Raw genomic sequence first — 14,718 nt, forward strand, 5'->3', positions numbered from 1 at the left:
TCAAGCGCTTTTGAGCGTAGAGCTATGATTAGCAGTTCTCAGCGAAGTACTTAATGGTACGGACCATCTGAGAGGTGTAGGAGTTCTCGTTGTCGTACCAAGACACGACCTGAACCTGATAGGTGTCGTCGTCGATCTTAGCGACCATGGTCTGGGTAGCATCGAACAGAGAGCCGTAACGCATGCCGATGACATCGGAAGAAACGATCTGATCCTCGTTGTAGCCGAAGGACTCAGAAGTAGCAGCCTTCATAGCAGCATTGATGGACTCCTTGGTGACATCCTTGCCCTTGACGACAGCAACCAGAATGGTGGTAGAGCCGGTGGGAACAGGCACACGCTGAGCAGAACCGATCAGCTTGCCGTTCAGCTCGGGGATGACCAGGCCGATAGCCTTAGCAGCGCCGGTGGTGTTGGGAACGATGTTCTGTGCGCCAGCACGAGCACGGCGCAGATCGCCCTTGCGCTGAGGACCATCCAGGATCATCTGGTCGCCGGTGTAAGCATGAACAGTGGTCATGATACCGGAGACGATGGGGTAGGTCTTGTTCAGGGTGTTAGCCATGGGAGCCAGGCAGTTGGTGGTGCAGGAAGCAGCAGAAATGACCTGATCCTCAGCGGTCAGGGTCTTCTCGTTGACGGAGAAGACAATGGTCTTCAGATCGTTGCCTGCGGGAGCAGAGATAACGACCTTCTTTGCGCCAGCCTGAATGTGAGCCATGCTCTTCTCCTTGCTGGTGTAGAAGCCGGTGCACTCCAGAACAACATCAACGTTCAGTTCGCCCCAGGGAGCGTCCTTTGCGTCCTTAACAGCGTAGATCTTGATCTCCTTGCCGTCAACAATGATGGAGTCCTCGGTAGCCTCGACGGTGTGCTTGCCCTCGCCGATCTTGCCGCAGAAAGAACCCTGAGCAGTATCGTACTTCAGCAGGTGAGCCAGCATCTTGGGGCTGGTCAGGTCGTTGATTGCGACGACCTCGTAACCCTCAGCATCAAACATCTGACGGAAAGCCAGACGACCAATACGACCGAAACCATTGATAGCAACTCTAACAGCCATGTTAATAGTACCTCCTAATTATTTTACCCATAATCGGATAAATCACGGTATCTTTATTTTAGACCAAAACGCAGAAAGTTTCAAGTATCTGCCAAAAAATTAACAAGACATTCACTGCATTTTTTGCTTTTGTACGATTTTAATTCCTTTCATTCCCTGCTTTTCGGCAATTGCGCCAACAGAGTGCCAACATTTTTGTCAGCTCTCCCCGTTCAAGCAGGCTGCAGCGCACGCTCCGCCAATGCCGCCCACGCAGCAAAGGCCCAGTCCGGCAAAGATCTCCGGCCAGACAGCCGGTGTGGCCCAGCTCAGGCCGCTCATCAAAACCAGTACGTAGGGCAGCTGCCAGCACAGGCAAAGTGCAAATGCGGCAAGCCCGGCTGCGCACAGTGTTTTGCCATTGCCCGGCTGCGGGACATGCAGCGCCCGGGCCAGCGCTGCCAAAAACACCAGTGCCGCAAGCGCCTGCCACACCGCCGCTGTAGGGGTCACGCGGTGCCAGCTGGAGCTGTTCTCCATAAAGCGCAGCAGCACGTTCCAGTAGAACAGCAGACTGCCCGCCACGGCCAGATACAGCCCGCCAAAGGGCTTTTTCCACTCGTTGGGGCTGAGCCAGCAGCGGCCTATGGTGCTGAGCCACGCGGAGCACAGGCATTCCAGAATGCACCGCACAAAGCCGCCCAGACCGGAAGCTGCGCCCAGCGCGATCTGTGCACCCGCTGCGGCCAGAAAACATACTGCACCGACAAAAGCCAGAATACCGGCCAGCGGCCTGCGGCTACGCACCGCTTCCGAGCGGGAAGGCTGTGTACGGCCCACAAGCACTGCAGCCAGCACCACGATACCCAGTGCCAGATAGCGCCACCACACCGAGCCGACCACGCACAAACCGGTGACGGCATCGGTGCCAAAGGCAAGGTCTGCCGCGCGCAGCACGCCCAGCAGAATGCTCAGGATAAAAACGAACAAAACAGAAGGATTCATCAGCGTTCCTCAATCGGCTTATATTTCTGGCGCACGCCCAGATACTTGTAAGCGGGACGAATGATACGGTTGGCGAATACCACCTCTTCCACGCGGTGTGCACACCAGCCGGGCACACGGGCAATGGCGAACAGCGGGGTGTAAATATCCTCAGAGATGCCCAGCATGTTGTAGATCAGGCCGCTGAACAGGTCCACGTTGGCGCACACCGGCTTGGTGCTGCCCTTTTCCTCGGCAAAGATGCCGGGGGCCAGCCGTTCGATGCTGCACAGCATATTATACTCTTCCTCAAAGCCTTTGTCGTAGGCCAGATGGCGGGCGCGCTGCTTCAGGATCACCTCACGAGGGTCGCTGATGGTGTACACCGCGTGGCCCATGCCGTAGATCAGGCCGGAGCCATCGCCCGCCTGCTTGCGCAGGATGCGGCGCAGATACTCGCGCACCTCATCGTCGTCCTCGGGGTTTTCCACATGCTTGAGGATATCCTTCAGCTGACGGTTCACCATCAGGTTGGCACCGCCGTGCTTGGGGCCCTTCAGTGCACCGATGGCCGCCGCGATTGCGGAGTAGGTATCGGTGCCGGAGGAGGACAGCACACGGGTGGTAAAGGTGGAGCAGTTGCCGCCGCCGTGGTCGGCGTGCACCAGCAGGCACATATCCAGCAGCTTTGCTTCCTCGTGGGTGAACTTCTGGTCCGGACGGTAGGTGCTCAGGATGTGCTCTGCCGTGCTCTGGCCGGGCTTGGGCAGGTGGAAGAACATGCTCTGCTTATCGTAGTAGCGGCGTTTCATCTGGTAAGCGTTCACCATCATGGTGGGCATGCTGGCGATCAGATTGATGCTCTGGCTCAGGATGTTCTCCAGACTCAGATCCTCGGCGTGCTCATCGTAAGAGTAAAGGCCCAGCACGCAGCGCTGCAGCTTATTCATGATATTGGGCGAGGGGGCGTTCATGGTGTCCATGAAGCCTTCCGGCAGGGCGCGGTGCTCTGCCAGGATCTCACAGAAATCGTCCAGCTGCTCCCGGTTGGGCAGACTGCCGAACAGCAGCAGCCAGATCACCTCTTCAAACACAAAGCGGTCATTGCGGTAGGCCTCGTCCACGATCTCGTTGATGTTCACACCGCGGTAGATCAGCTTGCCGGGAGTGGGGATCACATGGCCTTCCTGATCCTTTTTATAGCCCACAACGTCGCAGACGTTGGTCAGGCCGGCCAGCACACCAGTGCCATCCGGGTTGCGCAGGCCGCGCTTGACCCCCAGACGTTCGCTCGTCTCCGGATCGATGTAGTTGTTGGCAACATATTCCTCACACAAAGTCCGCATTGTGTTCGGGTCCAGCGTTGCCACCTCCGAATGTGCAAAATTCATAAGGGGAATTCTCCTTTCATCCTATTTATATACTTTCCCGCCCACCCTCAATGATGGGTATAATGCTATATTATCGCTTTTGACGAGTAAATTCAAGCATCAACTGCACCGTTCAGCGCACAAAAAGCCGGTTTGGTGCTTTTTTGCGCTTGCACCACAAAAGGCTTTTTCCCTGTTTCGCATCTTTTTTCAGGGTATATCCGGTATTCTGATTAAAAAAACACCGCTGTCGGAGGGTTTGGGACTATGAAAAAGTTTTTTCTGCCAATCTTTGCGGTCCTGCTGGTGCTGGGCAGCATTCTGCCGCTGGCTGCCTACCGGATCACACGCGCCGTGCTCAGTGGGGCAGAGCCCGCATCTTCTGCCGTATCTTCGCCTGCAGCATCTGCGCAGCCGCCAGGTGCCGTGCCTTCTGCGGATGCCGAGACCTTTCTGGTGGAGGATCAGGCCACCGGACAGGTGTTGGAGCTTTCCCGTCAGGAATACGTTCTGGGTGCTGTCGCCGCCGAGATGCCGGTGAGCTGGCCGGACGAAGCGCTCAAGGCACAGGCCGTTGCCGCCCACAGCTACGCGCTCTACTGCCGGGATCACACCACCCTGCAAAGCGGCGCCTGGCTCACTGCCGACCCAGCCCGGCGGCAGGGCTGCCTGACCGAGCCGGTGCTGCGCAGCTACTGGGGCACCGCCTACGAGCAGAATTACGCCCGCCTCGCCGCCCTTGTGGACGAGGTCTTGGATGAGATACTTTATTATGAGAATGTTCCTGCCTGCGCCAGCTACTTTGCCATTTCCAATGGGCAGACCGAGGCCAGCGAAAATGTATGGGGTTCCGCCCTGCCCTACCTCATTTCAGTGGACAGCAGCACCGACCGTTCCGCTGACAACTACGAATACACCGTCACCTTTTCCGCAGAGCAGTTGCAGCAGGCCCTCGCAGGCCTTGGCATTTCTGCCGATCTCGCCGCGTCGGAGGGCTGGTTCGGCCCGGCAGAGCTGACCAGCGCCGGATACACAAAAACCGTCACGGTCTGCGGGCAGACCGTTTCCGGCACGACCCTGCGCCGGGCGCTGGGCCTGCGCAGCACATGCTTTACGGTACAGTACCAGAGCGGGAATTTCAGCTTTACCACCCGGGGTTACGGCCACGGTGTGGGCCTGAGCCAGTGGGGCACAAAGGCCATGGCGGAGCAGGGCAAAAGCTATGCCGATATTCTGGCACACTACTACCCCGGCACGCAGCTGCAAGGATGAAAAAGCGGCCCGCACCGCAAAGGCACAGACCGCTTTTCTATTCACTCTTTTTCTTATACCCGCACCATATCCGGGGTGATCTCGGCCAGAGAATGCGCACCGCACATCTGCATGGTGTCAGCCAGCTCACCGGCCAGCTTATCAATGTAGCACTTCACACCTTCCTCGCCGCCGCCATACACAGCCGTGACGAACGGGCGGCAGATCAGCACGCCGTCTGCACCCAGTGCCAGTGCTTTGAACACATCCACACCGGTGCGGATGCCGCCGTCCACCAGGATCTTCACGCCGGTGCCCTTGAGGGCTGCTGCGATCTCCGGCAGCACCTCGGCAGTGGCCGGGCACTGATCCAGCACGCGGCCGCCGTGGTTGGACACCACGATAGCAGCCGCACCGGCTTCCTTTGCCTTCAGTGCGCCTTTAACGGTCATAACGCCCTTGACGATGAAGGGGCGCTCGGCCAGCTTGACGATCTCGGCAAGCTCTGCCACGCTCTTGCTGCCTGCGGGCGGAGTCATGTTCTTCAGGAAGGGCAGACCGGCTGCATCTACATCCATTGCTACGGCAAAGCAGCCGCTGGCCTTGGCCTCGGCCATCTTTTCCTTAATGGTATCAATGTTCCAGGGCTTGATGGTGGGCACGCCGCAACCGTTTGCTGCGCCAATGGCCTTGGTGGCCATCTCCATAACGGTGGGGTTGGTGCCGTCGCCGGTAAAGGCAGCGATGCCGTTCTCTGCACAGGCGCGCACCAGCACATCATTATAGGTCATATCGGTATAGGCTTCGGAGTAGTGCAGGTTCACAGCACCCACCGGGCCTGCAAAGAACGGGTACTTGAAGCTCTTGCCAAACAGCTCAATATGGGTGTCCGGGGTGCCGTCCTCGCACAGGGTGTCCATGTTCACGCGGATCTCGGCCCACTTATTATAATTGCGGATGGCCGTATCGCCCACGCCCTTGGCACCGGGGCCGGGGATCTGGTTTTTGCAGGCCACGCCGTTGCACACCGGGCAGGCCTTGCAGTATTTTCCGATGCACTCACGCGCATTCGCCAGCACTTCAGGATAAGTCATAATAAAATATCCTCCTTTTATTCCTTTTCTGCAGGGCAAACTCTCTCCGCAGCACTCTCTGCCCCCATCATAGCCCGGTTTTCAGTCGTCGTCAAGGGTTTTGCACGGTTTTCAGTGCAAAGTTCGGAGGCCAGAAACGCAGGCACGTGCTTTTTGAAAAAATACAATTTTTTTCAAAAAAATCCTTGACAAAAGTGCTTCTTTCAGGTATTATAGTGGAGCGCTGAGGGCCACGGCCCAAAACGCAGAACCGAATATGGAAAGATGGCTGAGTTGGTCTAAGGCGCACGACTGGAAATCGTGTAACGTGTCAAAAGCGTTCTGGGGTTCGAATCCCCATCTTTCCGCCAGAGATCCGAAACCTTACGGTTTCGGGTTTTTTGTTTTTTCAGCGCTTCTCTGTTCCTCCTTGACTTTTGTCCGCTGTTCCGCTATGCTGAATAAAACATCTGAGGGAGGATTTTTTTATGGCATCTTCCAAACGAAAAAAGCACGGCGCGGGCTATGTGGTCCTGATCGCAGTGCTCATTCTTGTACTGCTTGCAGCCGTGGCCGCTGCAACCGGGTACAGTCTGGTAGCCCGCCGGGTGAAAGCGCTGCAGGCAGGCGCGGCCTTTACCTTTGATTATGAGATCACATCCACAGCCGATTCCCCTGCCCTTTACACCATCCTGCAAAAGACAGGCTCCACCAAGGGCACCGTCAACGGCCTGTATGCGCCGGACGCACTGCAGCTGAGCATCTCGGCCCCGGATGCCGTTATCCCGGCAGGCCCGCTCACCCGGGTGTATATCAGCAGCAGCGAGACCTTATACGATGTCGGGCAGCTGTACAAAAATATCCGCTCTTCCATCACCGGCAGCTACCCGCTGGCGAGCCTTCTGCTGCCGGACTGGAGCCTTGGCAGTTATATCTCGCAGGCCCAGCTGGCAAGCCTACTGGGTGTGGACACCACAGCCACCAGCCTGCAGGACATGACCGAGTTTGAGCTGCCGCAGAAAAAGCTGCAGCGCGTACAGCCGGAAAACGCAAAGGATGGCTACCTTTATTTTCAGCTGGATACCGGTGATGCCAGCGCCAATGCACCGGTACTTGTTATCGGGCTGGAAAAGAGCAGATTCTTTGCGGATGCCATCCCGGTGCACATCCTGCTCACCATCCCGGAACACGGGGTCAGCATCCAGCTCACTGGCACCGTGAGTGCCCAGACCGTGGTACTCACTGCGCCCACATCCCGCATGAAGGACGAAGACATCCAGACACTGGTGCAGATCCGCGATACCATCCAGAGCGTGCTGCAGTTCGTGCAGACCGCTGCCAACAGCGTACAGAACGCGGGCTGATCTTTCCGCAAACATCAAAAGCCAGAAACGGCAGCAGTCGTTTCTGGCTTTTGTTCTGTCATTTTACCGGTCGAGGATGCGGCCATCGGTGGAGAAGGTGACTACATTCCACGGGATGAACTTGCCGCTGTTCTTCAGAGCAGTGATGGCAGCGTGCTCCAGCCCGCCGCAGCAGGGCACCTCCATGCGCAGCACGGTCACGCTCTTGATATCATTGCTGCGGATGATCTCGGTCAGCTTTTCGCTGTAATCCACAGCATCCAGCTTCGGGCAGCCGATGATGGTCACATGGCCCCTCATGAACTCCTCGTGGATATTGGCGTAGGCATAGGCGGTGCAGTCGGCGGCGATCAGCAGCTTGGCACCGTCAAAGTAGGGCGCGTTCACCGGCACCAGCTTGATCTGGCAAGGCCACTGTGCCAGCTGGGACTGCATGGGCACTGCGGCTGCGGCAGGTGCGGTCTGCTCACGGTGGAACTGTTTCATCATGCTGCCCGGGCAGCCATGGAACGCCGGTGCAGCGGGCTGCGCCTGCTGCTGGGCGGCAGCGGCCTTTTTCTGCTTGTTTTCCAGCACAGCCTGCTCGTCATAAGCGGCGGCTTCGCGCTCGGTAAAGGTGATGGCACCGGTGGGGCATCCGGGCAGGCAGTCGCCAAAGCCGTCGCAGTAGTCGTCCCGCATCAGCTTAGCCTTGCCGTTCACAAGGCCGATGGCACCCTCATGGCAGGCGGTGACGCAGGCACCGCAGCCGTTGCATTTTTCTTCGTCTATATGAATGATTTTGCGGATCATGGAAAAATCCTCCTTGCTTTGATGTTCTGAGTATACTATAATCAGACCGTGCTTTCGGTTGTTATAACCACAGAAAGAGGATTTTTATGAAAAAGATCGCGTCGCCCCTGTTTCAGGATCTTTCAGAAGCCGAGCTGGATACCCTTGCCGCTGCCGGGCACCTGCGCACCCGGCAGTTTGCAAAGCACGAGGTCATCTTCCGCGCCGGAAGCTGCGTGCGGGAGATCGGCATTGTGCTGCGTGGTTCCGTGCACATTGAAAATCTGGATCTCTGGGGCACCAAAAGCATCCTGAGCAGCGCAGGTGCCGGGCAGGCCTTTGCCGAGACCTACGCCTTTTGCGGCGAGGCCTTGATGGTGGATGCTGTTGCGGCCGAACATTGCGAAATACTGTTCCTGCACACTGCCGCCTTTACCGATGCGCGGATCGAGCCAGCGCTGCAGGACAAGCTGCTGCGCCGCCTGCTGGCGGTGTCCATGCGCAAGAACCTCAGCCTTTCGCAGCGCATCTTCTGCACAACGCCCAAGACTGTGCGCGGACGGCTGCTGACCTATTTTTCCGCACAGGCAGCACGCTGCGGCAGGATGGCGTTCGAGGTGCCCTTCAACCGCCAGCAGATGGCCGACTACCTCAATCTGGACCGCAGCGCCCTCTCCAAAGAGCTGTGCAAAATGCGGGACGAAGGTTTGCTTGAATTTGATAAAAACCGCTTTGTTTTAAAGCAGCTTCCAGAATAACCAAAAGCGCCCGCCGGGCAGGGCTGGACCTCCGGCGGGCGCTTTCATTTTAACAGGTCAATAGAACGAGATCAGACCGTCTCCTTCTTCTTGCGGGGTGCGCACTTGCGCTTGGGTTTCTCCGCAGCGGGCTTTTCCTCTGCAGATACTTCTGCCTTTGCAGGCTCTGCTTTTTCGGCAACCTTGGCGGCGGTCTTACGGGCAGGCTTTGCGGGCTTTTCTGCCGGTGCTGCGGTCTCCGCCTTCCCCTCTTCTGCCTTGGCGGCAGCCGCCTTTTTGGTGGTGCGGGGCTTGCGGGCCGCAGTCTTCTTGGCCGGTGCCTTTTCTGCAGCGGGTGCAGCTTCAGCGGCAGCCTCCACAGCAGGCTCCTCAGCCTTCTTTGCGGCACGCTTTGCGCGCTCCTTCACCTCGGCAATGGTCCACAGCTGGTCATCTGCGCCGGGCACCTCCTGCCAGATCTGCAGCACAGTGCCAACCGCAGCGCCCATGCCAACGGTGTCCACGCACTTGCCGCCGGCCCAGGAAGAGCGCAGGCGCACAGTTCCTTCCGGGGTGGGCTGAACGGTCCACATCTGAGAGGTGCCGCCCACATCCTCCCACAGGTGCAGCCAGGTGCCGTTGGCGGTGCCGGTCATGGTCAGGTCCAGCAGCTTGCCGGATGCGCGGTTGCGGATGCGGTAAACGCCGTCACCCACGCGGATAAAGCTCCACTCCTGCTCAGGCTTATGCTCGTACTTGCCCAGACGGACGGTACCGGCTTCCTTGGTGCCCTCCACGGCCTGAATGACGTTGCCGGTGTGCGCGGCAATGGTGTAAAAGTGATCGGCTTCGATCACGGTCTGTGCAACAGTTTTCATGGTTTGTTCCTCCTATGGATCGCAGCCGCCCGGCTCTGCCCGCGGCTGCCGCTTGTATTTTGTATGCAGCCTGTACAGATGCACAGGCTCTTTTGTTTCCCTTATGGTAAATGATACCACATATCGTGATTTTCTACAAGCAATTCGACCAGCCTTTAGCAAAACAGACAAAAACAGTCAAGCTTTCCGTCCGTTTTTCTCCCGCTCCATGGGCATTTCAGGCACCATTCTGTGCCGGTTCGGCTCTCGACTTTTTGCCGCAGCTGCGTTATACTATGGAACGTGCATCCCGTGCACACATTTAAATTATCCGCCGCTCTGCTGCTGGGCGGCTTTTCTTGACCTATTCCTTATGATAAAAGGAGGTTTTTTCATGTCAGCAGACGAACTCAACATTCAGCAATACAAAAAAATGACCGAGACACCCATTCCAAAGCTGATCCTCGGTCTTGCCGCCCCTACCATTTTAAGTATGCTCATCACCAGCATCTACAACTTGGCCGATACCTTTTTTGTGGGCCAGATCTCCACCAGCGCTTCCGGTGCGGTGGGCATTGTTTCCAGCCTGATGGCCATTATTCAGGCGCTTGGCTTTACACTGGGCCACGGCTCCGGCACCATCATCAGCCGCAGCCTTGGCAGCCGGAACACCGATGCCGCCACCCGCTTTGCTTCCACCAGCTTTTTTACTGCTCTGGCCGCTGGCGTGGTGCTGGCCGTTGTGGGCCTTGCCACTCTGCCCAGCTTCATGATGCTGCTGGGCAGCACCGAGACCATTCTGCCCCACGCCTGCGCTTATGCACGGCCCATCCTCATTGCAGCCCCGCTTATGATCTCCAGCCTTGTGATGAACAACATCCTGCGCTATGAGGGCAAGGCGAACTTTGCCATGATCGGCCTTGTGACCGGCGGCGTGCTGAACATTGTGCTGGATCCCATCTTGATGTTCGGCTTGGGCCTTGGCACCGCCGGTGCAGGCATTGCTACGGCTCTCAGCCAAAGCATCAGCTTCTGCATCCTGCTGTCCATGTTCCTGCGGGGCAAAACCGTCAGTCAGTTCCGTATTGCTGCCGTCACCCGTGAAGCACGGGAGTTCGGCATGATCCTGGTGGGCGGCGCGCCCAGCTTTGGCCGTCAGGGCCTGCAGAGCATCGGCGGCATGCTGCTGAACATTGCCGCCCGCAGCTACGGCGATGCCGCTGTGGCCGGCATGAGCATCGTTTCCCGCATTTTCATGTTCATCATCTCGGTAGCCATTGGCGTTGGGCAGGGTCTGCAGCCGGTGGCCGCGTTCAACTACGGTGCGCGCAAATTCCGCCGGGTGCAAAAAGCTGCAGTTTTTACCATGGGTGCAGCCTTTTGTATGCTGGTGGTGCTGGTGAGCCTGTGCTGGGTCAACAGCGATGCCCTCATCCGCCTGTTCCGCGACGACCCGGAAGTTACCGCCGTGGCGCTGCCCGCCTTCCACTATCAGTGCCTTGCCATTCTGCTGCAGCCGGTCATTGTGGTGGCAAACATGACCTTCCAGAGCGTGGGCAAAGCCGGGCGCGCCACCTTTCTGGCCTGCTGCCGTCAGGGCGTGTTCTTCATTCCGCTCATCCTCATCCTGCCCTGCACTTTCGGCCTTGTAGGCGTAGAGACCTGCCAGCCCATTGCGGATGCGCTCACCTTTATTGTTTCCCTGCCGTTCCTGCTGGCCTTCCTCAAGCAGCTGGACCGGATGGACGATGCTGAAAAAGCCAAAGCACAGTCCTGAACGTCTGTCATAAAATTGTAATCAACAGCCGCGTTTTCCTGCAATGGAATGCGCGGCTGTTTCGTATTATAATTGAACTGGAAAACCTTTCCGGCTTTCTTTTAAGCTTTGTTCCTTTCCATACTGTAAGGAGTGATCTTTATGAAGCGTAACGTTTGCCGCATAGGCAGCGCTGCTGTATGCGCTGCCCTGTGCCTTACCCTTGGCTGCAGTTGCAGCGTGCTGCCGCCCGCTTCCGGCAAGCCTGCTGCTCCTGCTTCCTCAGTGCCCACCGATGCACACGGGGATCCGCTCTACGACAGCTCCCGGCTGGACGACGGAAAGCTGCGGATATTTTACGGTTACGACAATTCCGGCAGTGTCTGCACCGTTCTGTGCGGCAGCAAGGTGCTGTACCAGTCCTTCCGCAGCGAGAACGTGAACCTTCTGCAGGACACCGTGACCGGTGAGACCAACTACTGGTTCCGCACCTGGGCCGACCCGGACGCTTATTGCGGACGGCGCAGCGGACTGTTTGACAAAAACGGCAATGAAGTCATGACTTTTGAAGGGGAGCAGAACGCCTCCATGCAGAACGGTCTGCTGGTACTGCAGGAAGCCCACGCCGTGAACGGCAGCTACGAAAACGGCTACGACGATTACGGCACCTGTCAGGTGATCGACCTTTCCACCGGCGAACGTCTGCCCGTGCCGGATGGCGCATACCGCTGCATTGTGTGCGGGGACAGGCTGGTGTTCACCTGCTATGCCCGCCCGGCAGACCTTGCCGAGGACGCATGGGACGATGAACCCGCCCTGCACAGCTGGGTCATTATACAGACGAAGGACGGTACACAAACTTACGGCGCAGATGCCACTACTGCCATAAGCCTTTCCTATGCACCGGACGTTCTGAACGACTGGGTAGAGTTGGACACCTGCCACGCCAGCGGCGAGCCAACGGACGAAACGCTCTATCATCCCGCCACCGGCGAAGGCTTCACCGGCTTCCGACAGGTATGCGGCAGCGGCACCGCCTGCTGCGAGACCAGCGATGGCCGCTACGAGCTGCGGGATCTCACCACCGTGGACCGCACCCTTATTGGCACCTTCGACGACCAGCCCAGCAGCTATTTCCCGGGCTATGTGGTCACATGGCGCACGAGCGGCGGCTTCGGCTATGATCTGCACGACCTTGTTACCGGTGAGGTGACACCGCTGTACGCTTCCAGCGTCATGAGCGACACCATCGCCCTTTACTATGAGGACGGACGGTTGAAGGTGTTCAGCACCGCCACCGGCGATTTGATCACCGACACCGCCGTGGAGCCAGTGGAGGGCCAGCAAAGCGTGATGATGGATAACAAGGGTGACGGCTACGTCTGGCTGGAGCTGCGGGATAACGATAACTTTGAGACCACCGCCACCCGCGTGTACGGCCCCGAGGGCCTTGTCTCCGACCTGACCCATCTGCAGGACAAGTATTATGCCCTGAACTATCTTATCACCACACCGGAGGGCAGGCCGCTGTACTGTGGCAACGCCAATGCGCCCAGCAGCAACGGCTCAATGTGTGACGTGCTGGATGAAAACGGCAACATTGTGTTCTATGGCCTTGGCAGCTGCTACAGCTACTACGACAACAGCCTGAACCAGCTGCCAGAACACGTGTTCGTTGCAAAACGCGGCTTTTACTACGGCTGGATGGATACGAACGGCAAATGGCTTTACTGCCAAAGCATCTTCTCTTCCATCAATGCCGACGACGAAATGGGCTACTGACCCAATAGGAGGAACGCCTTATGAAAAATGCTAAAATTTCCCGCCGCAGCTTTCTGCTTGGCCTTGCCGCCTGCTCTGCCGCAGGCATTCTCACTGCCTGCAAGGGGGATGACCCCCCCGCCAGCAGCGCTTCCACCTTGCCGGAAGCCCCCGCCTCTTCCGTGAGCGAGCTTGAACCCATCGGGCTGTTTACCGTGGAAGATTTTCCCAAGCTGGATGGCAGCACTGCCTGCATCCCGCTGATGGCCCAGATGATGGCCGATACCACCGGCATCGATCTGGAAGTAGCCCAGAGCGGCATTTCGGTCAGCACCACGGCCTATGCGTGGGAAAACTTCGGCCTGTACCCGGATGAGGAATACACTGCCAGGATGCTGGTGGTCTACGAAGCGCCGGACTACGTAAAGGAAGAGCTGAAAGAAGCAAATGCCCAGCTGGAACAGAAACCCATTGGCCGGGACGCACTGGTGTTCATCGTGAACGAGAACAATCCGGTCAAGAGCCTGACCCGGCAGCAGCTGAAGGACATCTATGCCGGTAAGATCACCAACTGGAAGGAAGTGGGCGGCGAGGATCTTGCCATCGTGCCCTTCCAGCGGGGCGAAGACTCCGGCAGCCAGACCCTGTTCCGCAAGCTGCTCATTCAGGGCGGCGAACTGATGGACCCGCCCACCGAGCTGGCTCCCGCTGCCATGGGTGAGCTGGTGGACAGCATCGCCGCCTACAACAACAGCGCCAATGCCATCGGCTTCTCGGTCTACTACTACATCGACCAGATGTACTCCCAGCCCGGCCTGCGTCTGCTGGCCGTGGACGGCGTAACCCCTTCCAACGACACCATCGCCAGCGAAAGCTACCCGCTGTGCAACGAGTTCTATGCCGTTCTCCATGCGGACGCTGCCGCCGACAGCCCGGAACGCCAGCTTTACGACTGGCTGGATACCGCTGCCGGACAGGACTGCATCAAAAAATCCGGCTATGTAGCGGTGGCACCCGCCACAGGAACCACGGTGGATTGATCCTGCTGAATTGACACCTTTCTGCGTTTCTGCTACAATAAAGAAAAACTTCTGTCAAAAGTTTTGCAGCAGTTTACCGAAAGGAAGACTATTGTATGGAATACCCTGCAGAGCACTCTTCTACCGTAAACCATGTGGAAAGCCACTGGCGCACCCAGCTGCGCAACCGCATCATTCAGGCATCCAGCCTGCTGGAGATCCTGCTGTCCGGCCTTGTACTCATTGGTCTGCTGTTCAGCGCCGTGCCTCTCATCAAATGGATGCCGGGCCTTTTGTTCTACGGCAACGAGGTGGAGATCCGCAGCTTTCTGGAACGCAGCCTTGATATCGTGATCGGCATTGAGTTCATCAAAATGCTGGCCAAGCACAGCCCCGGCAGCAGTCTGGAGGTTTTGCTGTATGCCATTGCCCGCCATCTGGTAGTGGGCCACGACTCCGCACTGGAAAACCTGCTCAGCGTGGGAGCCATCGCCCTGATCTTTATTGTGCGCAAGTTCTTCTTTGTTCCGGCCTTTGGTGCCCACCTGCCGGACGGCCATCCGGCACCGGATCTTTCTCCAAAGCAGAGCGGCATCCCGGCAGAGGAGTTTATCTCCCGTCTGAAAGACCGCGCCAAGGCCGAGGCGGCCGAGGCCATTCCTTCCGAAGAAGAGACTTTTGACGAGTACGATTTTGAGCAGGCCGCCCCGGAACCAAAATAACATAAACAAAAATG

General features: G+C 57.8%; 13 protein-coding genes and 1 tRNA gene. 8 read left to right on the forward strand and 6 right to left on the reverse strand.

Annotated elements, in window-relative coordinates:
- Positions 1–28: 28 nt before the first annotated feature.
- The 3 genes from gap to DXA66_RS00995 form a co-directional block, all read right to left on the reverse strand.
- Entirely contained in the window at positions 29–1,060 is a 1,032-nt protein-coding gene (gene gap, locus DXA66_RS00985; protein ID WP_005945602.1) for a type I glyceraldehyde-3-phosphate dehydrogenase, read from the reverse strand.
- Between the two features lie 198 nt (positions 1,061–1,258).
- Positions 1,259–2,044, reverse strand: coding sequence for a hypothetical protein (locus tag DXA66_RS00990; protein ID WP_118526254.1), 786 nt, complete (start codon positions 2,042–2,044; stop codon positions 1,259–1,261).
- Complete coding sequence (locus DXA66_RS00995) at positions 2,044–3,414, reverse strand: citrate synthase (protein WP_118526256.1); 1,371 nt, start codon at positions 3,412–3,414, stop codon at positions 2,044–2,046. Before DXA66_RS00995 ends, DXA66_RS00990 begins: the two co-directional genes overlap by 1 nt.
- A gap of 246 nt (positions 3,415–3,660) precedes the next feature.
- Between DXA66_RS00995 and spoIID the strand changes: the two genes are divergently transcribed.
- Positions 3,661–4,665 (forward strand): stage II sporulation protein D, encoded by a 1,005-nt coding sequence (gene spoIID / locus DXA66_RS01000; protein WP_118526258.1) that lies wholly within the window; start codon positions 3,661–3,663, stop codon positions 4,663–4,665.
- 53 nt (positions 4,666–4,718) lie between these two features.
- Here spoIID and DXA66_RS01005 read toward each other — a convergent pair whose 3' ends face one another.
- Positions 4,719–5,738, reverse strand: coding sequence for an alpha-hydroxy-acid oxidizing protein (locus tag DXA66_RS01005; protein ID WP_118526260.1), 1,020 nt, complete (start codon positions 5,736–5,738; stop codon positions 4,719–4,721).
- A gap of 258 nt (positions 5,739–5,996) precedes the next feature.
- Here DXA66_RS01005 and DXA66_RS01010 point away from each other — a divergent pair.
- Together DXA66_RS01010 and DXA66_RS01015 are read left to right on the forward strand one after the other, a co-directional pair.
- Positions 5,997–6,088: transfer RNA gene (locus DXA66_RS01010), tRNA-Ser, on the forward strand.
- Between the two features lie 117 nt (positions 6,089–6,205).
- Positions 6,206–7,081, forward strand: a complete 876-nt coding sequence (locus DXA66_RS01015; protein ID WP_118526262.1) for a hypothetical protein — start codon at positions 6,206–6,208, stop codon at positions 7,079–7,081.
- Positions 7,082–7,144: 63 nt separating this feature from the next.
- Here the strand turns inward: DXA66_RS01015 and DXA66_RS01020 are convergent, their stop codons facing one another.
- A complete protein-coding gene (locus tag DXA66_RS01020) occupies positions 7,145–7,873 on the reverse strand; it encodes an ATP-binding protein (RefSeq protein WP_097775294.1) in 729 nt (242 codons plus the stop codon).
- Between the two features lie 86 nt (positions 7,874–7,959).
- On the opposite strand from DXA66_RS01020, the gene DXA66_RS01025 reads away from it, so the two are divergent.
- Positions 7,960–8,610 (forward strand): Crp/Fnr family transcriptional regulator, encoded by a 651-nt coding sequence (locus tag DXA66_RS01025; RefSeq protein WP_118526264.1) that lies wholly within the window; start codon positions 7,960–7,962, stop codon positions 8,608–8,610.
- A gap of 71 nt (positions 8,611–8,681) precedes the next feature.
- Here DXA66_RS01025 and DXA66_RS01030 read toward each other — a convergent pair whose 3' ends face one another.
- Entirely contained in the window at positions 8,682–9,467 is a 786-nt protein-coding gene (locus tag DXA66_RS01030) for an RICIN domain-containing protein (protein WP_118526266.1), read from the reverse strand.
- Between the two features lie 373 nt (positions 9,468–9,840).
- Between DXA66_RS01030 and DXA66_RS01035 the strand changes: the two genes are divergently transcribed.
- From DXA66_RS01035 to DXA66_RS01050, 4 genes are all read left to right on the forward strand, one after another.
- Entirely contained in the window at positions 9,841–11,223 is a 1,383-nt protein-coding gene (locus DXA66_RS01035; protein WP_118526268.1) for an MATE family efflux transporter, read from the forward strand.
- A gap of 141 nt (positions 11,224–11,364) precedes the next feature.
- A complete protein-coding gene (locus DXA66_RS01040; protein WP_118526270.1) occupies positions 11,365–12,984 on the forward strand; it encodes a DUF5046 domain-containing protein in 1,620 nt (539 codons plus the stop codon).
- 20 nt (positions 12,985–13,004) lie between these two features.
- Complete coding sequence (locus DXA66_RS01045) at positions 13,005–14,003, forward strand: substrate-binding domain-containing protein (protein ID WP_118526272.1); 999 nt, start codon at positions 13,005–13,007, stop codon at positions 14,001–14,003.
- Positions 14,004–14,098: 95 nt separating this feature from the next.
- A complete protein-coding gene (locus DXA66_RS01050; RefSeq protein WP_243089006.1) occupies positions 14,099–14,704 on the forward strand; it encodes a transporter in 606 nt (201 codons plus the stop codon).
- Positions 14,705–14,718: the final 14 nt, after the last annotated feature.

Source organism: Faecalibacterium sp. OF03-6AC (assembly GCF_003478175.1).
Classification (GTDB): Bacteria; Bacillota; Clostridia; order Oscillospirales; family Ruminococcaceae; genus Faecalibacterium; species Faecalibacterium taiwanense.